Source organism: Halarchaeum nitratireducens (assembly GCF_014647155.1).
Taxonomy (GTDB): Archaea; Halobacteriota; Halobacteria; order Halobacteriales; family Halobacteriaceae; genus Halarchaeum; species Halarchaeum nitratireducens.
In genome coordinates, this window is the sequence record NZ_BMOQ01000007.1 from 173,954 (window position 1) to 194,324 (window position 20,371).

General features: G+C 63.3%; 18 protein-coding genes. 8 read left to right on the forward strand and 10 right to left on the reverse strand.

What is annotated here, in order from left to right; all coding sequences use genetic code 11:
- Positions 1–125: 125 nt before the first annotated feature.
- The 5 genes from IEX91_RS13365 to aglJ all read right to left on the reverse strand — a co-directional run bounded on the left by IEX91_RS13365 (position 126) and on the right by aglJ (position 5,125).
- On the reverse strand, positions 126–557 hold the full coding sequence (locus tag IEX91_RS13365; protein WP_188879574.1) for an HVO_A0114 family putative DNA-binding protein: 432 nt from the start codon (positions 555–557) through the stop codon (positions 126–128).
- Positions 547–852 carry a toxin-antitoxin system TumE family protein gene (locus IEX91_RS13370; protein WP_188879576.1) on the reverse strand — a complete coding sequence of 102 codons (306 nt, stop codon included), beginning with the start codon at positions 850–852 and terminating at the stop codon, positions 547–549. Before IEX91_RS13370 ends, IEX91_RS13365 begins: the two co-directional genes overlap by 11 nt.
- Before the next feature lie 333 nt (positions 853–1,185).
- Positions 1,186–2,103 carry an NAD-dependent epimerase/dehydratase family protein gene (locus tag IEX91_RS13375; protein ID WP_188879578.1) on the reverse strand — a complete coding sequence of 306 codons (918 nt, stop codon included), beginning with the start codon at positions 2,101–2,103 and terminating at the stop codon, positions 1,186–1,188.
- A 404-nt stretch (positions 2,104–2,507) separates the two neighbouring features.
- Positions 2,508–3,695 (reverse strand): orc1/cdc6 family replication initiation protein, encoded by a 1,188-nt coding sequence (locus tag IEX91_RS13380; RefSeq protein WP_188879580.1) that lies wholly within the window; start codon positions 3,693–3,695, stop codon positions 2,508–2,510.
- Between the two features lie 521 nt (positions 3,696–4,216).
- Positions 4,217–5,125 (reverse strand): S-layer glycoprotein N-glycosyltransferase AglJ, encoded by a 909-nt coding sequence (aglJ, locus tag IEX91_RS13385; RefSeq protein WP_188879581.1) that lies wholly within the window; start codon positions 5,123–5,125, stop codon positions 4,217–4,219.
- A 271-nt stretch (positions 5,126–5,396) separates the two neighbouring features.
- Here aglJ and IEX91_RS13390 point away from each other — a divergent pair, with 271 nt between their 5' ends.
- The 6 genes from IEX91_RS13390 (at position 5,397) to glmS (ending at position 12,289) form a co-directional block, all read left to right on the forward strand.
- Positions 5,397–6,257, forward strand: a complete 861-nt coding sequence (locus IEX91_RS13390) for a TrmB family transcriptional regulator (protein ID WP_188879582.1) — start codon at positions 5,397–5,399, stop codon at positions 6,255–6,257.
- Between the two features lie 82 nt (positions 6,258–6,339).
- Positions 6,340–7,482, forward strand: a complete 1,143-nt coding sequence (locus tag IEX91_RS13395) for an NAD-dependent epimerase/dehydratase family protein (protein WP_188879583.1) — start codon at positions 6,340–6,342, stop codon at positions 7,480–7,482.
- Positions 7,397–8,377 carry an NAD-dependent epimerase/dehydratase family protein gene (locus IEX91_RS13400; RefSeq protein WP_407647968.1) on the forward strand — a complete coding sequence of 327 codons (981 nt, stop codon included), beginning with the start codon at positions 7,397–7,399 and terminating at the stop codon, positions 8,375–8,377. Before IEX91_RS13395 ends, IEX91_RS13400 begins: the two co-directional genes overlap by 86 nt.
- Entirely contained in the window at positions 8,374–9,321 is a 948-nt protein-coding gene (locus IEX91_RS13405) for an NAD-dependent epimerase/dehydratase family protein (RefSeq protein ID WP_188879585.1), read from the forward strand. The genes IEX91_RS13400 and IEX91_RS13405 overlap by 4 nt, the downstream gene beginning before the upstream one ends.
- Complete coding sequence (locus tag IEX91_RS13410; RefSeq protein WP_188879587.1) at positions 9,318–10,472, forward strand: sugar phosphate nucleotidyltransferase; 1,155 nt, start codon at positions 9,318–9,320, stop codon at positions 10,470–10,472. Before IEX91_RS13405 ends, IEX91_RS13410 begins: the two co-directional genes overlap by 4 nt.
- 2 nt (positions 10,473–10,474) lie before the next feature.
- Entirely contained in the window at positions 10,475–12,289 is a 1,815-nt protein-coding gene (gene glmS / locus IEX91_RS13415) for a glutamine--fructose-6-phosphate transaminase (isomerizing) (protein ID WP_188879588.1), read from the forward strand.
- Here the strand turns inward: glmS and IEX91_RS13420 are convergent, their stop codons facing one another.
- Complete coding sequence (locus IEX91_RS13420) at positions 12,290–13,825, reverse strand: flippase (protein ID WP_188879589.1); 1,536 nt, start codon at positions 13,823–13,825, stop codon at positions 12,290–12,292. It abuts the gene before it with no gap.
- A complete protein-coding gene (locus IEX91_RS13425; RefSeq protein WP_188879590.1) occupies positions 13,822–14,829 on the reverse strand; it encodes a glycosyltransferase family A protein in 1,008 nt (335 codons plus the stop codon). The genes IEX91_RS13420 and IEX91_RS13425 overlap by 4 nt, the downstream gene beginning before the upstream one ends.
- Positions 14,830–15,116: 287 nt before the next feature.
- Here IEX91_RS13425 and IEX91_RS13430 point away from each other — a divergent pair, with 287 nt between their 5' ends.
- Positions 15,117–15,794, forward strand: a complete 678-nt coding sequence (locus IEX91_RS13430) for a glycosyltransferase family 2 protein (protein WP_188879591.1) — start codon at positions 15,117–15,119, stop codon at positions 15,792–15,794.
- Between the two features lie 39 nt (positions 15,795–15,833).
- The gene (locus tag IEX91_RS13435) at positions 15,834–17,138 is read left to right on the forward strand and encodes a sulfatase-like hydrolase/transferase (RefSeq protein ID WP_188879593.1); all 1,305 of its coding nucleotides are present in this window, start codon (positions 15,834–15,836) and stop codon (positions 17,136–17,138) included.
- Here the strand turns inward: IEX91_RS13435 and IEX91_RS13440 are convergent.
- The 3 genes from IEX91_RS13440 to aglG are packed head-to-tail and all read right to left on the reverse strand — an operon-like array spanning position 17,135 to position 20,340.
- Positions 17,135–18,235, reverse strand: a complete 1,101-nt coding sequence (locus IEX91_RS13440; protein ID WP_188879595.1) for a glycosyltransferase — start codon at positions 18,233–18,235, stop codon at positions 17,135–17,137. The genes IEX91_RS13435 and IEX91_RS13440 overlap by 4 nt on opposite strands.
- Entirely contained in the window at positions 18,228–19,385 is a 1,158-nt protein-coding gene (locus IEX91_RS13445; protein WP_188879596.1) for a glycosyltransferase, read from the reverse strand. The genes IEX91_RS13440 and IEX91_RS13445 overlap by 8 nt, the downstream gene beginning before the upstream one ends.
- A 37-nt stretch (positions 19,386–19,422) precedes the next feature.
- Entirely contained in the window at positions 19,423–20,340 is a 918-nt protein-coding gene (gene aglG, locus IEX91_RS13450) for a glucosyl-dolichyl phosphate glucuronosyltransferase (protein WP_188879598.1), read from the reverse strand.
- Positions 20,341–20,371 lie beyond the last annotated feature (31 nt).

Consider the following 20,371-nt stretch of genomic DNA (forward strand, 5'->3'; position numbering starts at 1 on the left):
TCGACATCGTCCGTCCAATCAGACAGAGTCACTCAAGCGACTACCAACGGCTCTTTCTCTTTCGCTTCGACCCCAAGCGACTAGGACGGGGCGACTCAATGCCGTTTGGACATCATTTCACGACGTCATGCGTGAGCGCGTTCACTGCCCGGCTCGCCGACGACCTCGATGTCGAGGTGGATGCGTTCGTAGGGGATGATGGGGCGCTTTGCGCGGCCGTCCTGCTCGAAGTAGACGATGTGTTGGTTGGCGAGAACCTGGACGTCGGCGTGGACATCGGCATAGTTGCGGTCGAGGCGGTCGGCGAGATCGCTGATACTGTCCGGTGTTTCGGTCATGATAGCGCGCATGACCGCCAGGCGACGGTCGGTGAGAAGCTTGCGGATCTCGGCGACGCTCTCGAACGTCCGCACGGCTTCGTCCGCAACGCCCTCGGAGCCGGCTTGGTCGATGGCGCGGTCGAAGACATCGTCCATGCCGCCGACGGTGATACGGAGGGTGCTGGGGTAGTTCTCTGCGTCGGCCTCGGGGTCGTCGGAATGGGTGTTATCGTTCATAGTCGGTTACTTCCTCCCGGAAGTTGGCGAGGTGGGCGTTGAGGTCCTCGAATTTGATGCCGTTGACGTCTTCTTCGCCGTTGGTCCATTCGTGGCGATGGTGATGGCCAGCGTCGTGAAGAGGGATCTGAGAGCTATCGTACCGAAGGAACTCGTCGCCGGTCTCCGGGTCATAGTACTGGAACCGGTAGTTGTACCCTCCGGGATAGTCCGTGCTCTCGACGGCGAAGAGCCGGATTCGTGTCCCATCCGCGAGGATGATGTCTTCATCGACGTGGACGTCGCCCTCAGCCATCGATACTAGAGGGTACAACCCAATATACAATAAGATTATTGGCTAATAGCCAATAGTACTATTTGTTGCTGCCTTCATCTGACTGGTCACTACCAGCGAGCGCATCGAGGACGTCTCGCTGCTCCTCAAGCCGGCCCCGCGTCGTGCTCGCTCTTTCTCCCACGCTATACCGCGGCGAAGAAGGGGGGACCAAGCGACAGTCGGGCTCCTTCGGTGGAATCAGACGTTTCCGTCTGTGTTCAAGCAGCGTTGCTGAACGGAGGGGCAGGCCGCTTCCCTGCTCGTGCTGACTTCTCCACTGAGGAAGCGGTGCAACTCTTCGATTGAGCGACTCTACTGATACTGAGCGCAGACCTCTTCGATGCCCTCCTGGAAGGAGATTCGGGGTCCCCACCCGGTCGCCTCCGTCATCTTCGTGATGTCGGCCATGGTGTCGTGGACGTAGACGTCCTCGGGGATGGGGTTCTCGACGTACTCGGGTTCGATGTCGGTGCCCAGCCCGTCGTTGAGCATCTCGACGAGCGTGTTGAAGGAGTAGCTCTCGCCCGTGCCGAGGTTGTAGACGCCGTCGAGGCGTTCGTCGGCGGCGAGTTCGAGGCCGCGGACGATGTCGGAGACGTGCGTGAAGTCCCGGGTCTGCGTGCCGTCGCCGTAGAGGACTGGGGCGTCGCCGTGCGCCATGTCGTCGGCGAACTGCGCGATGACGTTCGCGTACTCGCCCTTGTGTTCCTCGCTCCCGCCGTAGCCCTGGTACACCGAGAAGAAGCGCATGCCCGCACAGGTGATGTCGTGGAAGTTCGAGTAGTACTCGGCGTACTTCTCGCGGGCGAGCTTCGAGGCCTCGTAGCCCGTGTTGACGTGGACGTCCATGTCCTCGGGGCTCGGCTCGGTCCGATTGCCGTAGATGGAGGACGTCGAGGCATACACGATCGTCTCGCAGCCGTCCTGGACGGCCTGCTCGACGGTGTTGACGAATCCCTCGACGTTCACGCGCGCACCGCGCTGAGGGTTCTCCTCGTGCATCGCGTACGACGAGAGCGCGGCGAGGTGAAAGACGACATCGACGTCCGTCGGGAGATCGTCGTCGAGGACGCTCGCGTCCACGTACTCCACGTCGTCGTCGAGGTTCTCGGGCGTGCCAAGATAGCCGTCGTCAAGCGCGAGGACGTCGTTGTCCGCGGCGAGGTGGTTTGCCAGATTCGACCCGATGAAGCCCGCACCCCCGGTGACGAGGATCCGCTGGTTCTGCATACCGCAGTCTGGTCGGTCGATATATATGTATCTGGCCGTCGTCGGTCTCCGTGACGGTTCGCCTCAGAACGGAGGCGTATCGGACTCCGCGGGCGTGACCGCGTCGATACTCTACCACGTCGACCGACGCGAATGGAGATCTGGAGGATACTGTGCGTGAAGCGGACCTCGTACAGAAGCCTCCGCCTCAACGTCGTCGCGTAGCCGCGAGCGCCTCTCTTTGAACTCGTGTGTCTTCGTTTCGAGGTCATCGTTTTGCTTACGCGAGACGAAAATTGAGGGAGACACACCACCCTCAGATTGTTCCATCTCGTCGCCTGCTTGGGGGCACCACTTTCCAGCAGAGACACCACCCTCAGATTGTTAGCGTCGAGTGGGGGTCCGATACCGGCGAGGATGTTCTCTCAGGGGGTGTTCAACTCATCAAGAACGTCACGAACGACCCCGTACGCGATGTCACTCTCCCAGGTGTAGTAGATTCCGCCACCGCGTCCCTCGTTGTGTCGATGCCTGAGTGCGATGCCAAGCATATCGAGGTCATCAAGCTGATCACGGAACGCATCGTGTGAACGCCGCTCGACACCGTTTTCACGCGCTATTTGACAATAGGTGTCGTGGAGGGCCGCTGTTCGGATTGGGCCGCTGCTTGCTTCTGTACGGAAGGCGAGTGTGAGTGTTGCGAGTTTCGTCTGGAGTGGGAGGTCGTCAACCGCGCGCTCGATTCGACTCGCTTCGAGTTCCTCTTTTGCTGCTTCGACGATGTCGTCGGTCACGACCGCCCCACTTTCAGATTGTTTCGCGAGATCACCGGCTTCTCGCAGCAGCCGGATAGCTTGGCGTGCATCACCACTGTTCTTTGCGGCGATTGCCGCGACGTGCTCGATAACACCGTCTTGAACGACGTCATCGAGGAATGCTGACTCAGCGCGGTCCATGACGATAGTCTGCAACTCGGTGGCGTCGTATGGTGTGAAGACGAGTTCTTTCTCACAGAGAGTCGACTTCACTTTCGAGGAGAGGTTCTTCTTGAACTCGAGGTCATTACTGATACCGATGACGCCGAGTTTGACGTTTTCAACGTCGCCTTTCGATCGTGCTCGTGGGAGTTCGTAGAGCAATCCATCGTCATCACCGATTGCGTCAATCTCGTCAAGGACGACGAGGACAGTGCCCCCTAATTGATCAAGTTCATCATAGAGGTACTGGTAGACCGTTTCCGCTGGATAGCCAGTGGGACTGATCTGATCGGTTTCGTCATGGAGTTCGTTGACGAGTGCGACCGCGACTTGATAGGAGGACGAACAGTTCTGGCAGTTGAGAGTGACGACGGAGAGATCGACGGTTGGATCTTTGAATTCGTCGAGCTTCCCCAGCATATACTCCGTCACGACGGTTTTGCCGACGCCCGTCTTCCCATAGAGGAAGATGTTGTTGGGACGATTTCCGTTTGCGACGGGTGCGAGATGTGCAGCAAGCTTGTCGCGTTCCGACTCTCGCTCGAGAATTTCGGTTGGCGTGTAATCCTCGTGTAGGACGTCTCTGTTTGCCCAGATTTCGTTAAGCGATGTGAATGGATTCTCTGCCTTTCCCATGGTAGTTACTTCTCCTACAGAGACCACCATTAACAATCTGACGGTGGTGTCTGAAACAACAATAGGTGGTATGTGGAAAGGACACTGGTAGATGTTTGAGGATTTAATGGCTGAGGATACATTCTGAAGGTGGATCTTAGAATCCCAGATAGCAGTATATCGCGGAGCAATCTGACGGTGGTGTGCGTGTGTTCGTTGTCCACCGATCAATTGCTCACCAAAACAATCTGGCGGTGGTGTCCGAGGCATCGGAAGCCAGTAGGCGACTCCGAGTCTGCACCGCTGGGAGAGGGGAACGGCTGTGTGGTGGTCCGCGAGAGTGTGGTGCCCTTTCTATATCGGGTACTCACGACGGCGTCGCGGCCGTATTGATGGGGTCAAGTCCGACCGTCGTCGGCTGGACAGTCGGCGAAACCACAGGGAACAACAAAAACAAGGAGTGCGAATCAGTCCACATCTTCGAACTTCTGGGGCGAGCGTTATCGACCGACTGATCGGCGACAGCGGTTGTCGACTCGCCCTCAGTCGTCTTCCAGTCGCCGGAGCTGCTCGCGGTGGAGCGTGACGAGGAGGTCGGAGAGGACGCCGAACATGAGGAGTTGGATCCCGAGGAGGACGGTGAACGCTGAGAAGAGCGCCATGATGTTGTGCGAAACACCGGCGGTGAACCACTCGACGGCGACGTAGATCGCGGTGACGGCGCCGGCCAGCGTCGAGACGACGCCGACGCTCCCGAAGTAGAAGAGCGGGTTGTTCGTCTTGGCGAGTTTGTAGAGTGCGAAGATGATGCGCGCCCCATCGCGGAACGGTCGGAGGTTCGTGTCCGAGGCGTCCGGGCGCGCGAGATACGTGATGTCGACGACGCGGGTCTCGATGTCGTGTTTCGCGCACTTGACGGCCATCTCCGTCTCGATGGCGAAGCCGTCCGCGGTGAGGTGCATCCGCTCGAAGGACTCGACGCTGAAGGCGCGATACCCGCTCAAGATGTCCCGGTAGTCGTAGCCGTGGATGAACGCGAACGCGCGATTGATCACCGAGTTCCCGAGGCCGTTGAGCGTGCTCATCGCGCCCTCCTCCATGTCCGCGAAGCGATCGCCGATGACGTGCTCGGCGTCGCCCTCTACGAGCGGGTCGAGCATCGCGGGGGCGTCTTCTGCCCGGTAGGTGCCGTCGCCGTCGAGCATCAATACGTACGGTTCGTCGACGTGGGCGACGCCCTCGCGGACGGCTTGGCCCTTCCCCGACCCGGACTGCGTGATGACGTCCGCGCCGTGCTCGCGCGCGATCTCCCGGGTATCGTCGTCCGAGCGACCGTCGACGACGAGGATCGACTCGAACCCCTCCGCCCGGAAGTCGTCGACGACGTCGCCGACGGTCTCCGCCTCGTCGAGCGTCGGGATGAGCACGCAGACCTCGGAGTAGTCCGGCATCGATTCGAAACGCGACGCGGAGAGGGAAAAAGGATTGCGTGTTCGGTTACTGCGTCGTCTTCACGAACTTCACGGCGTCGCGGGAGACTGCCCTACTCTTCGCGGCTCTCGCTGAGGCGTTCCCAGATCTCGGTGCAACCGGCACCGTCTTCGACATCGTCCAGGTGTGCACCATCTTGGTTACTCATACTTCGAGTAACTCTCCGCGTCGAGATAAGAGTTGTGCCAATCGACCGCCACGCTATTGCGCACCACCACCCGAAGTTCGTGTATGATCGGAGACGACGAACCCGCGGACGTGCTCGAACGTCTCGACCTCACCGAGTACGAGGCGACAGCACTCGCGGAACTCCTCGCGCTCGGGCGGACGACGGCGCCCGACCTCTCGGAGGCGACCGGCATCCCGAAGGCCCGCATCTACGGCGTCCTCGACGGGCTCGCCGACCGGGGCTACGTGAAGGTGATTCCGGGCCGCCCGAAGCACTACCAACCGAAGCCACCCGAGCGCATCCTCGAGCGCGCCGTCGAGAACGAGCGCCAAGCGTTCGAGCGCTACCGGCAGGACGTCGAGGCAATGCGCGAAGAGTTTCTCGACACGTTCGAGCCGATGTACGAGGGGGCGAGCGAGGGCGTCACGCCCACGGAAGAGCTCTTCTGGGTCGTGGACGTTGGGGATCCCTCCGAGCAGGAGACACGCTCGCTCTATCGGGAGGCCGAAGAGTCAGTGTCGGTGATCACGAAGTCCTTCGAGTACTTCGAGCGCGTCGAGGAAGCGTTCGCGGACGCGCTCTCTCGCGGCGTCGACGTCGATGTCCTCTTTCTCCACCCCTCACATCTTACCGAGACGAACCGCGAGATCCAGCACGAAATCGTCGCGTATCTCCGCGAGACCTATCCCTCGGTTGACGTACGATTCAGTCGCGAGCAGCTGCCGTGGCGCGGGACGTTCGTGGACCCGAGCATGGATTACGAGACCGGCCGAGCCATCCTCCTCGTCGAGGAACGCGACGTCCCGCTCTCGATGCGGCAGGCGGCGGTCACGGAGAACGGCTCGTTCGTCGCGGGTCTCGAACGCTTCTTCGACCTTGTCTGGGAATACGAGGCGGCGAGCGCGGACAGTATCAACGAGTAGGTCGTTCCTACGCGGGCTTCGAACGCTGTGACGCGAGCGGACGGAAGACTTATGCCTTCTGTTACTCACAATTTGAGTAACTATGACCGTGCTCCTCACCGGTGCCGACGGCTACGTTGGTTGGCCGACCGCCCTCCGACTCGCCGACCGTCTCGACGACCGCGTCGTCTGCGTCGACAACGGCTATCGCCGCGAGTGGGTCGCCGAATCCGGCAGCGTCTCCGCGGTGCCCATCGACTCCCCCGAAGAGCGCTTCGCGGCCGTTGACGGTCTTTCCTACGTCGAGGGCGATCTCGCCGATCGGGAGTTCGTCGAGCAGCTCATCGAGGTGTACGAGCCGGACACTGTCCTCCACGCCGCCGCCCAGCCCTCCGCCGTCTATGCGGGAATCAACGGCGAGCGTGCGCTCTTCACCCAGCAGAACAACGTCTCGATGACGCTCAACCTCCTCCACTGCCTGCACGAGGCCGGCCTCGACGACACGCACTTCATCGAGACGACGACCACGGGGGTCTACGGCGCGCCCGAGTTCCCCATTCCTGAAGGCCCCACCGAGATGTCGAACAGTGGGGAGAGCGACGACGTACCGTTCCCCGCGATGGGCGGCTCCTGGTACCACCAGACGAAGGCGTTCGACGCCGGGAACATGCGCCTCGCAAGCGGCGAGTGGGACATGCCCATTAGCGACGTCCGCACCGCCATCGTCTTCGGGACCGAGACGGCGGAGACGCGCGAGCACGCCTCGCCGACGCGCTTCGACTTCGACTACTACTTCGGCACCGTCGTGAACCGCTTCTGCGCGCAGGCCGTCGCAGGCTATCCCATTACCGTGTACGGGAAGGGCGAGCAGCGCAAGCCGATGGTCACGCTCGAGGACACCGTTGAGAGCCTCGTTTCCCTCGTTGAGGCTGGTCCTGCGGCGGATGACGACGTCACCGTCTACAATCAGGTGAATCGTCCCGTCGCCATCGTCGAACTCGCCGAGACCATCGCCGAGGTCGGCGAAGAGTTCGATCTCGATGCCGACGTCGAGCACTTCGAGAATCCGCGTGACGAGGACGAGGAGCACGAGATGGAGATGGATAACGAGCGCTTCCGTTCGCTCGTCGACGACGAGACAAGCCTCGAAGAGGGCATCCGTGACGTTCTTTCGACGCTCGTCGAGCACGACGAACGCATCGCTGCCCACGAGGACCGCTTCCTGCCGGGGGTGCTCTCCGATTAGCAACACCATCCTCGTCACCGGCGGCGCGGGCTACGTCGGGAGCGCGCTCGTCCCGCGCCTCCTTGCCGGAGGCTACGACGTCCGCGTCCTCGACGACTTCAGCCTCTCCACCCCCCGCAATCTGATGGGATCGTCGCTCTCCGATGTCGACTTCCACCGCGGCGACATCCGCAAGCGTGACGCCGTCGACGTGGCGATGGCGGACGTTGACGCCGTGATCCACCTCGCCGCCGTCACGGGCGCTGCGCAGTCCCACGGGATGCGCGAGCGCGTCGAGGACATCAACGTTCACGGCACCGAAGTCGTCGCGGACGCCGCGGAGGCCGCCGGCGTCGAGACGTTCGTCCTCGCCTCTTCGTGTAACGTCTACGGCGACACCCACGATGAGGAACTCGACGAGGAGTCGACGACTGCGCCCGGCAACCCCTATGCGGAGTCGAAACTCGCCTGCGAAGATATCGTCGCTGCGCGCGACTTCACCGACGTCAACCTACGGCTCGCAACGAACTTCGGTTACTCGCCGGGCGTGCGCTTCAACCTCGTCGTGAACTCCTTCGTCTTCCGCGCGCTCGCCGGCGAACCGCTCACCGTGTACGGCGACGGGACGAACTGGCGGCCGTTCCTCCACGTCAAGGACACCGCGCGCGCCTTCGAGGCCGCGCTCGACTGGCCCGCCGGAACCTACAACGTCGGCCTCGATAACTTCCGCATCGACGAGATCGCCGACGCCGTCGCCGACGTCGCCGAACGCGACATCGAGACGGACTACCTCGCGGAGCGAGACCCCGGTCCGTCCTATCACGTCCACTTCGACCGGATGCACGAGCGCGGTTTCGAACCGATGCACGACCTGCGCGAAGGTATTTCAGCCCTCGCCGCACAGTTCCAAGCATGACCGAAACGCACACCATCGGCGTCACCGGCGCCGCCGGTTACATCGGTTCGCGCGTCACACGCGAACTGTTCGCCGACGGCCACGACGTCGTCCCCGTGGACGACTTTAGCTACGGGGACGTCACCGAAATCGACGGCCGCACAGTCCGAGAACTCGACGTCCGAGACGGTGACGCGCTCCGCGATGCTTTCGACGACGTGGACGCCGTGATGCATCTTGCCGCCGTGAGCGGCGTCCAGTCCTGCGCCGAGAACGAGCGTGAGGCGTTCGACGTGAACGTCCGCGGGACTGAGACCGTCACGTGGTTCGCACGCGAACGCGGCCTCCCGCTTGTCTTCCCCTGCAGCATGGCCATCCTCGGCGAACCGACCGAGTTTCCCATCACTGCCGACCATCCGCGAGCGCCCGTCAACCACTACGGGCTGACGAAGAAAATGAGCGAGTCCGACGTCCACGATCTCGCGCGCGACGAGTTCCCCGCACACGTCTACATGAAGTCGAACCTCTACGGCCACCACGAGATCGACGGTGAGACGATCGGGAAGAACACCGTCATCAACATCTTCGTCGACCGTGCGAAGCAGGGGAAAGACCTCGAAGTCCACGCGCCCGGGACGCAGTCCCGTGACTTCATCCACGTGAAGGACGTCGCGCGGGCGTACCCACGCTCGCTTGACGTCCTCCTCGGCGCCGAGGTGGGCGCGACGACGCTTCCCATCGCGAGCGGCGAGGAGCACTCCATCCTCGAGATCGCCGAGATCGTTCGAGAAGCGGCCGCCGACGTCCGCGGAGCGGACATCGACGTCGAGATTGTCGAGAACCCGCGCGGCTCGGAGGCCGCGGGCGAGGACTTCACCGTCGACACCAGCGCGACGCAGGAAGCCATCGGCTTCGAGGCACACCACACCGTCGAGGAGACGGTCAGGGGGTTGTTGGCGGAATGAAGGCCGTGATTCTCGTGGCCGGCGAGGGCACCCGCCTCCAGCCGCTCACCGAGTCCCGGCCGAAGCCGATGCTCCGGGTGGCGAACCGACCGCTCCTCGAACACGTCGTCACGGCGGTCCGCGACGCCGGGATCGACGAGATCGTCCTCGTCGTCGGCTACCGGCGCGAACGCATCCAGAGCTACTTCGGCGACGGCGACGACTGGGGCGTCGACGTCACGTACGCGATCCAGGAGAAGCAGCTCGGGACCGGTCACGCGGTCCTGCAGGCCGAGTCGTTCGTCGAGGGGCCGTTCGTCGCGCTCAACGGCGACCGGATCGTGGAGAGCGACGACATCGAACGCGTCGTCGACGCGCTCCGCGAGACGGGCGAGACGACGCTCGCGGTCTCGCGCGCCTCGCGGCCGAGCGACTACGGCGTCGTCAGCCTGGAGGGGGACAGCGTCGTCGACATCGTCGAGAAACCCCCCAAGCACGCCGCGCCGTCGGACGTCGTGAACGCCGGCATCTACGGCTTTAGCCCCTCGATCTTCGACGCGCTCCGCGAGACGACCGCCGAGGGTGAGCTCGCCGTGACGGACACGCTCGAACGGCTCGTGGGCGCGGGCGAAGTCGAGGCGGTGATGCTCAATGGGCAGTGGATCGACGTCTCGTATCTCTGGGACCTCCTCCGCGTCAACGCCTCCATCGTGACGGCCGAGACCGCTGAATCGGCGCAGATCGACGCGAGCGCGAGCGTCCTCGGCGACGTCGCGGTAGGCGACGACGTCCGTGTTCGTCCAGGCGCGCGCGTCCTCACGGGCACGGCGCTCGGCGACAGCGCCACCGTGGGCGCGAACGCCGTCGTGGCGAACAGCGTCGTCCTGCCGGACGCGACCATCGGCGCGGGCGCGGTCGTCCGCGACGCCGTCGTCGGCGAGAACGCGACCGTCGGCCCGAATGTCACGGTCGAAGGCGGCGAAAGTGACGTTCCCGTGAATGGCCGCGTCCACGCGGACGTGCGCCTCGGCGGCGTCGTCGGCGACAACGCGCACGTCGGGGGTGCGACGACGCTCGCACCCGGGACGGTGCTCGGCAATCGCGTCGACGTTGAGACCGGGAGTCACGCCGACGGTCGGATCGAGAGCGACGCGCTGGTACGGAGGGCCTGACGATGTGCGGAATCGTCGGCTACGCCGGCCGCCGCGACGCGCTACCGCTGCTCACGGGCGGGCTCTTCAACCTGGAGTACCGCGGGTACGACTCCGCGGGCGTCGCGCTCCGCGAGGGCGACGGCGTCACCGTCTACAAGACCGTCGGCGAGGTGGACGCGCTCCGCGCGGAGGTCCCCGTATCCTCCGAGGCGACGGTCGGGATCGGCCACACGCGCTGGTCGACGCACGGGAAGCCCACGGACGAGAACGCCCACCCGCACACGGACTGCACGGGCGACGTCGCCGTCGTCCACAACGGCATCATCGATAACTACGACGCGCTGAAAGCCGAGTTAGAGGGGGAGGGCCACACCTTCGCCAGCGCGACGGACACCGAGGTCGTCCCGCACCTCGTCGAGGACGAACTCGCGGACGGCAAGAGCGCGAAAGAGGCGTTCCGCGCGGTCCTCGACCGCTTGGAGGGGAGCTTCGCGCTGGCGATGGTCGTCGGCGACAGCGACGAGATCTACCTCGCGCGCCAGGACTCCCCCCTGTGCGTCGGCCACGGCGACGGCGAGACCTTCGTCGGCAGCGACGTCACCGCCTTCCTCGAACACGCCCGCGAAGTCACGTACCTCGAAAACGGCGACCTCGCGGTCGTCACGCTCGACGGCGTCACCGTCGAGCACGACGGCGAGTCCGTCGAGCGCCCCGTCGAGCAGATCGAGTGGGACGCCGACGCCGCCGAGAAGGGCGGCTACGAGCACTACATGCTCAAGGAGATCCACGAGCAGCCACAGGCCTTACGCCAGGCGCTCTCGGGGCGCGTCGACGAGCTACAGGGCACGGTCGACCTCGGTCTCGACCTCCCCGCGGAGTACCTGCGTTCGCTGGAGGAGATCCAGATCGTCGCCTGCGGGACGTCCTACCACGCGGGACTCTACGCCGCCCACCTGATCGAGACGCACGCGGACGTCCGCGTGACGGTCCACGTCGCGAGCGAGTACGCGTTCCGCGGCGGGCGCGACCCGTGGCGGACGCTCGTCGTCGCCGTCACGCAGAGCGGCGAGACGGCCGAAACGCTCGGCGCGCTCCGCGACGCCGCGCGTACCGGGGCCCGCACGCTCGCCGTCACGAACACCGTCGGGTCGTCGGTCACTCGGGCGGCCGACGACGCGCTCTACATCCGCGCCGGCCCCGAGATCGGCGTCGCCGCCACGAAGACCTTCGTCTCGCAAGTCGCCACGCTCGCGCTCTTCGCGGTGCACGTCGGGCGCGTGCGCGGCACGCTCAGCGCGACCGAAGCGAGCGCGATTCTCGGCGACGTCCGCGGACTCCCGGGTGCTGTCCAGCAGGCCCTCGACGCCGACGAACAGGTGCGAGCGGTTGCAGAGGAATACGCCGACTCGGAGGCGTTCTTCTTCATCGGGCGGCACCTGGGTCATCCTGTCGCGCTGGAGGGCGCGCTCAAGCTCAAGGAGATCAGCTACGACCACGCCGAGGGCTTCCCCGCGGGGGAGTTGAAGCACGGCCCGCTCGCGTTGGTGACGGAGCAGACGCCGGTCCTCGCGGTGCTCACCGACGGCGCGAACGCAGACGCGACGCTCAACAGCGTCAAAGAGGCTGAGTCACGCGGCGCGCCGGTCATTGGCTGCCTCTCGGACGGACGCGGCGAGAAACTCCTCGACGACACGCTCGACGTTCCCGAAATCGGGGAGATGAGTCCGCTCGTGGCGAACGTCTACCTGCAGCTGTTCGCCTACCACGTCGCGAACCTAAAGGGGCGCGCGATAGATAAGCCACGGAACTTGGCGAAGAGCGTCACCGTGGAGTAGTCAGCCCATCAAGTGCTTCGCGATCTCTTTTAGCGGTCCGAGGTCAACGCCGAAGCGCTCCTCGAAGCTGAGGAGGAGACGGATGTCCTCCGGTTCGACACCATACCGGACGACAGCGACACCGTAGACGAGGAGGAAGACGGTAAATATCCCGACCAGTCTCGGGAGCGACATCCCGACGGTCGGGCCGAACACGGTTAGTGCGAGCAACGTCGCAGCACCGATTGCTGGTGCAAGGAGGAGCGAGCGCGTGAACGGTTGGATGCGCGTGCGCCGATAGAGCTGTATCGAGTAGAGGAGGTTCAACAGGAGGTACGACGCCGTGGTCGCGTACGCCGCACCGAGGAGGCCGTATTTCGGAATGAGAACGAGATTGAGTAGGACGTTGAGTACCGCGGCCGCGATGTCGTCGAGCATTATCAGGCGCGTGTGGCCGAGCGAGGTCAACGTACCCTTGTTCAGGCCGAATGTGGTGTGAATGAAGAACCCGGCAGCCAGAACTGAAAGGGCCGCAGCACCGGAGACGTACTCGGCTCCGAACGTATAGCGAATCGCTTGTTCCGGGAACAGGAACAGGAGCAAGAAGAGGGGGAGTGTCGCAAGTACCACCCACCGCGTTGCCAGTTGATAGAGGCGCTTCATCTGGTCGTGCTCGCCGCTCGCGTCGAGCTCCGAGAGGATCGGCATGAAGACGAACCCGAACGCCGTCATCGCAGTCATCAGGAGCTGTGCGAGCGGATACGCGACGTTATAGACGCCGACAGCACCCGTGCCACCGAACGCGCCGAGCATGTAGAAATCGATATCGGAGATGACTATTGTCATCGCTCCGCTCGCCACGAGCGGGAGCGAGAAGGACAGTAGCTCGCGTTCACGGCTCACCGTCGACACGGTACGGTCGAAGAGAGGCGTCCGTCGCGAGAGATAGACGAGCCCGACGAGCGCTGCCGCCGCATACGACGCGAGATAGGCGTACGAGACGCCGATTGCGCCGAGGCCGAACAGCAGGGCGACCACGATGCCCAGGAATCGGACGACAGGGAACGTGACGTTCTGAACCACGACCTTCGGAAGCGACTCCTGCATGCCCTGCACGGACCCGAGCGCGAGCTTCATCACTGCGCCGAACGGAATCGCGACGGCGAATATTCGAAAGATGAATGTTAGGGACGGGTCGTCGAATACCCGTGTCGCGAGGAAGGGGGCGAGCACGAATAGAGCGGCCCCGACGAGAAGGGAGAGTGGAAAAGCCACTCGAAACGCGGAGACGAGGACCGACCGGCGATCTGCCCGGCTCTCGTATCGCGGGAGATACCGACCGATACCACTGTGGAGACCAAGTATGACTAGCGTCGAGGTGACTGCGGCCGTGGTAATGCCGAGCGAGACGGCCCCGTAATCGACGTGGCCCAGCGAGCGTGCGATGAGGACCTTCGCGATGAACGAGATCGCGAGTTCGAGAACGAGACCCAGCAGGACGACACCTCCGCCCTTGAATAGCGAGCGGATAGTCGCGAAACCGTCTTCGTCAGTCATCTCTGCGGGCCAGGGCTCGCCCCATCGCGTTCATCGCCATCGTTCATGCCGCCGTAGTTCCACGAGAAATCGCCGGATCGGAACTCGCGGAGTGCAGTGTATCCGAGGACGAAAAAGCGCGGCGCCAACCGGAAATCCCTGGCTCGGAGTTCGAACGTCGAACGATAGCGGATGGCCTTCATGTAGATGAACACGACGGTCAGCGCGACGACCGTGAGAAGCGATAGGACACCGAGGACCGGCACGGAAAGCAGGAGAAGCGGCGTCGCGAGCAGGGCCAAAACCGAGAAGACCGAGGCTGCATCACCCGTCGGATGTTCCGGATGGAACCGCGCGTACCACCAGCCGTACTTCCGGAGAAACGCGACCGAGCTCGGCCGTCCCAGTGCCTTGTTGAGTGTACTCTCCTCGGTTTCAGCTATTTCGTCGCCATGCAGACTGGATTTAGCGTACGCCTTCGCTCCTGACAGCCACAGCCGAATCTGCATGTCCCAATCCTCACCCCGCGGAAGCCACGGGTCCCATCCCTCGACCCGGTCCAGCGCCTCCCTCTTGATGCTGCAGTTCGCCTGCTGGAAGAAAAAACCACTCTTCGGGCTGTCTACCTGCTGGTCCCACGACGACAAATAGGTCGCGGAGAGGACATCGTACTCCGGGTTAGCCCTGTGGAACGCCACTTGCCGCTCGATCCAGTTGTCGGCGACGTGGCGGTTCGTGTCGAGACAGGCGAGCAAGTCGCCGGTGAATCGCTCGTAGATATCTTGTCGGGCGGCGCCCACACCGCGTCCTCGTGACGACTGCTCGTAGCAGTCGATCGAGACCGTAGTTCCTTCTGCGAACTCACGGATGATACGCGGCGTCTCGTCGGAGCTCGCGTCAACGATCAGAATACGGTCGGGTGGACGGGTCTGGTTGACCAGCATCCGAAGCGTGTGCTCGATGGTGTCACTATTATTTCTGGTCGGAATACCGACCGTTATCGAGTACCCGTCTGACTCGTTCATTATAGCGACTGGGGACGCCGTGTGGACTTGAACATCGCTTCCGCAAGTCGGTGGCCGCCGGTAACGTGACGCTCGCCCCGGAATAGCCGCCATCCGCCGGACTGGACCTTCACACTAGTCTCGCGACCGTAGAACAGAGTCACCGGACGCAAAATCATCGTTCTCGTATTTATTCAACGGGTGGTCATATACGCTGTTCGATTTCATACGTCTCCAGCGACGGACTTAATATTCGAAAAGACCAACGAATCGAACGGTCGAGCTATTCACCCTTATAATCTCCAGATATGACTGTCGAGCACCGGATAACCCACCCCGACCCGTATCTCTCCGTCGTCGTTCCGAGCCTTCCGGACCACGATCTCTCGGCGCTTGTCTCCGCTCTCCGCAACCAACAGCTCGACGAATTTGAGGCCATCTTCGTCGTCGATGAGAGTCTTGGCGTGTGTGAAGCCCGGAACCGGGGGGTTGAGGAAGCGAGCGGCGACGTCATCGCGTTCACTGACGACGATTGCGAGCCACCATCAGAATGGCTCAGCGTCATCGCCGAAGCGTTCCGGGACGACCCTGACCTGGTCATACTCGAGGGACCGGTCGGTGGGTACGGTAACTACGACGGAACTCGAAAATATCCCACCTGCAACCTCGCGGTCCGCCGCTCGGCGATAGAGAGTGCGGGTGGATTTAGACCGGAGTACGAATACTGGCGTGAAGACACCGAGTTCGGCTGGCGTATCGAGGCGGAGGGCACCGCCCGATACGACGACCGAATGTACATGGTCCACAAGGACCGCCCCCGAGCGGAGATCATCGAAGAGAACGAGCGACGGCTTGAACGAGAGTATCCCGAGAAGTATTCGGACATCATCGTTCCTGATACGATACTCGGTCGGATCAACGATTGGCTCTGGCGTCACGGGTTCTGGGACCGAGTTGACGACATCCGGTACCGTGGAGAACACTGATGGCCTGCCCAACACACTGTCGAAAGTGAGAGAATCCAGATGACAAATATCGCCGTAATCGTCCTCGACACGCTACGAAAGGACTCGTTCGATGACTACTTCGACTGGCTACCGGGCGTCTCGTACGACAACGCGTGGAGCACGAGTCACTGGACCGTCCCGGCGCACGCGTCAATGTTCACGGGCAAGTACGGTAGTGACGTGCCCGCGACCAAGAAGGCCGCTTCGTTTCCGGCCGAATCCGTACCGTGGCTGCCCACCCAACTGCAACAGGAGGGATACACCACACGGGCGTTCAGCGCGAACGCGTACCTCTCGTGGAAGTTCGGGTTCGACCAAGGGTTCGACGAGTTCGAGGGGAGTTGGCGAGTTCGCCAGATCCCGCGTGGCGACCTCTTCGACTGGAATTCGTTCATCGCCCGCCATAGCGACGACGGCCCTGAACGATTCCCGCTCGCCCTGTGGGAGTGTCTACGGAGTGATTGCGACACCCTTCCGTCACTGAAGTACGGTGCGCGATTGAAGCTCAACGAGTATCGCGACAGGAGCGGTGAGTTCGCCGACGACGGTGCACGAGAGGCACTCGATATGGCCACGACGACGTCGTTCGGCGACCAGGAGTTCTTCTTCATCAACCTCGTTGAGCCCCACTGGCCGTACAGTGCTCCCGAGGAGTATCGGCGGGTCGAAGCGCCAGGGCTCCGCTGGCTCGACGCGACACTCGGCGACGGCTACGACGATCCGGACTGGATTCGGACTGCTTACGAGGACGAGGTCCGATATCTCTCCGATCTGTACCAGGACCTATTCGAGGCGGTCAAGTCGTCTTTCGACGTGGTCGTCACTTGTGCCGACCACGGTGAATCGCTGGGGGAGGACGGAGTGTGGCAACACTGGTATGGTATCCCACCCGAAGTGACGAACGTCCCACTCTCCGTCTACGCGCCCGACGAGACGCTCGAGTCGACGAATTCGCCAGTCTCGTTGCTCGACGTCCACCGGACAGTCTCGGAAATCGCCGGTGTCTCGACTGAGTCACACGGAGCGGACCTCCGTCGTCTCTCCGAGACGGACGGTCGGACCGTCGGTGTGGAGTACCACGGGCTCTCCTCGCAGCACATCGAAGGAATGGAACAGCGTGGATACGACGCTGAGAGATACGACCGCCCGCTCTACGGCGTCGTTACCGAATCGGGGTACCACTACGAGACGTTCGACGGCTTCGTCGGCGACGATCGGGACGTGGTCGACGAGTTCGCCGCCGACCGTGACGCAGTGGAGGCACGTGAAGGCGAACTCGACGCCGAGACGCGCCAGCAGCTCGAAGACTTGGGCTACGCCTAACCGGCTCTTCTCTCCGCCAACTCACGGTACAAGGACCGATGCTCTGCCGCGACGCGCTCGAACCGGTTTGCTTCCCTGAACGCGCTCATCCGTTCACGGAGGGCTCTACGCTGCTCGTCGTCGTGTAGCAACGTCCGTGTCACCGACTCCGTGTCGTCGAGGTCGCTCGGGTTGAATAGCTGCATACAGCCCCACTCGGCAGCTACCCGTTCGAAATAGTCACAGCTGCTCCCGGCGACCGGCAGACTATAGGCGGCACACCAGTTGAAGACGCCACTCTGTCCGTTCTTCCGGTAGGGGAGCACGACGAGGTCGGCGGCACGGAAGGCGTCGTGGAAGTCGTCGTCGTTGAGAACACCGGTTATCTGGACGTTCGGGGGGCTGCGGTCGCGGAGGTCGGAGACGAACGCCTCGTCGGCCGCTTGACGGGGTCCACCAGCTAGCAGGAACTCGTGGTCCGGGAAGCGATCGGCTAGCTCAACGAAGACGTCTACACCCTTCTGCCGGGAGACGTACCCGGGCTCTACGACGACAGTATCGCTCGGCTCGTACCCGAACGTCGACTTCGCCTCCGCCGGTGCTACGTCTTTCGTCTCCCCGACGTTGACACCGTGTGGAAGCCGGCTCGTGGACTGGACGGCGACCGGCGTCGCCGTGTGAAACGCCGATTCGCTCGTCTCCGAAAGGAAGACGAGGTGGTCGGCGACCAGTGTGATACTGAGGTTCACGACTCGGATGTAGAGCAGTTGAAGCCATCGCAGGGAGTCGCCGGCAGTTTCCGCGTCCCATACTTCGTGAACTGTAAGGACGACCGGGGCCGACGTCAAACGCGCGCTCACCCAGAGGAGCGGAAAGAAAACCCACCAATACAGCGTCTTCGCTCCGAACAGGCCGTACTCGTGTTGGACGTGGACCACGTCGGCAGCCGTTGTGCCGGCGGAGACCGCGACCCGCGCGAAATGGGTGGGATCTGTACTGTTCGTGTGTAGCTCGACGTGTTCGACGTCACAGTCGAGGTAGCTGCGGAGGTCGCCGGCGTAGGTTCCGACACCACACGACCCGTCGTCGGGCGTGGCGACTATCGCGACCTCAGTCATGGGTCTTCCCGGTCACGACGTCGGTGTACCAGTCGACGAGCGACCGTTGTATCTCCGCCTCGAACGTGGAGAGTGCGAACTCTGCGACGACCGCCCCACCGATGGAGTACGTGTCCTGTTGTACTCGCTCGACGGTGTCCCGAATATCCTCGGCCGTCCCGTCATGGCGGTAGCCGTTCGTCCCGTCCTCGACAAACACCCCTGGGAACCCCTCGTCACGTGCGAGCACGGGCTTGCCGCTCGCGTTCGCTTCTATCGGCACGATACCGAAGTCTTCGTTCTTGCCGTTGAAGACGACTGCGGTGCAGTTGGCGAGCAGGTCGAGTTTCTCCTCCTCGCTCACGAACCCTCGGTAGTCGATGTTGTCGGCGCGTCGAACTCGCTCGACAACGTCGTCGTCGACGTCACCACGGCCGCCGGCCATGACGAGACGCTCGTCGAGACCCTCGAACGCCTCAACGACGGCGGGGACGCCCTTCTCCTCGTCGAGGCGGCCGAGGTGGAGGAAGTAACCGCCGTCGCCGTCCTCGTGATACTTCTCTAGGTCGAGCGGTGGGTAGAGTACCTCCGAGCCGCGCTTGTAATACTTCCAGAGGCGGCGCTCGATGATGGGGCTGTTCGCGAAGTAGTGGTCGACTCGGCTGTTGAGCGTCGCGTCCCGCATCCGGAGATACCGCACGAGCGGGCGGGTGGCGATGCCGGCGAGCGAGGACTTGCGGTCGTGGTAGAGGTCGTAGAACCACCGCGGCGGCGAGTGGCAGTAGTTGACGTGCAGGGTGTCGACGGGCGTAATGACGGCGCGAGTCGTCGCACCCGAGGTGACGAGGACGTCCGGGTTACCGAACGCCCGCCAGTCGACGTCCTCCCACTGCGCGTACTCGAACACCCGCCCGGCGCGACGCTGGAGTCGGCGAACGGGCGCGTAGTCGAGCGTCGGGGTCACGTCGACGAACGCGACGTCCCCGTAGGGGTTCGGGTCGTCGGGGTCGGGTGGGCCAAGCGTGTAGACGGTGTCGACACCGACCGCGTCGGCGAGCTTCGTGACGAGGTACTCCGCGCCACCCCACGCGTTGACGTGCCAGTGGGCGACGGCGACGTTGAGGTCGTCGAAGTCCGGTGGTTCGGTGTCGTCTCGGGCTGACCGCTCCATACCCCTGAGAAGCGGGGTGTTGTGGAAAAGCGTGCCGCTACCACTTCCGGAAGCCGTAGACGTAGCCGAGTCCGACCAGCACGGTGAAGACATAGAGCATCACGAACTGCGCGACGCTCGCGAATGACGGCTGCCGGACGACATTATGGACGTGCGCGGGCGTCGCGTCAGTGAGGAGGTGGTTGAAGAAAGCGGTCTCTTCACTGCTCGAATCTGGCAAAATCGTCTCCATCGCCCGCTTCGAGTAGCCCTGCCAGAACGCCCGGTCGGCGAGCCAGCGGGGGTCGGTGCGGTAGTCGAAGACCTTGTGCTCGACGACGGCGTCGGGGTCGTACCAGACGCCTTCGCCGTACTCCTGACGCATTCGCGCGCAGAGCTCTGTCTCGCCGCCCTGTAGGTTCTTCTCGCCCTTCCGACCGCCGATCTCGGGGTCGAAGCCGCCGAGTTCTGCGAACACGTCCGCCCGAAAGGAGATGTTCGAGCCGAAGGTGTTGCGGACTTCGCCCTCGCCGTCGGCGAACCCGCGGTGGGTGACGCCGACGAGCCAGTAGAACTCTTCGGGGAGGAACGACGGCCGGCCGGCGACCCAGCGCGGCGTCATCTTCCCGCCGGCCGCGATGGCGTCGTGCGTCTCGTAGCTCTCGACGAGTTCGGCGACCCAGTCAGGGGCGGCGACGGCGTCCGCGTCGATGAACGCGACGACGTCGCCGGTGGCGTGCTCGGCGCCGCGGTTGCGGCTGACGAGCAGGCCCTCGTTCTCGTCGTTGCAGTGGACCTGCACGTCGGGGTGGTCGCCGTAGTCGTCCGTGACGACGTCGTAGACGTCCTCGTAGCCGTCGACGATGACGACGAGCTCGACGTCGTCGTGTGTCTGGGCGAGCACGCTATTCGCGGCTTCGCGGAAGTTGTCGTACTCGTCGAGCGTGTAGGTGCAGAGGACGACGGAGACGCGCATCGTTTCCTCCACCTAGCGGGAGCGGCGACAA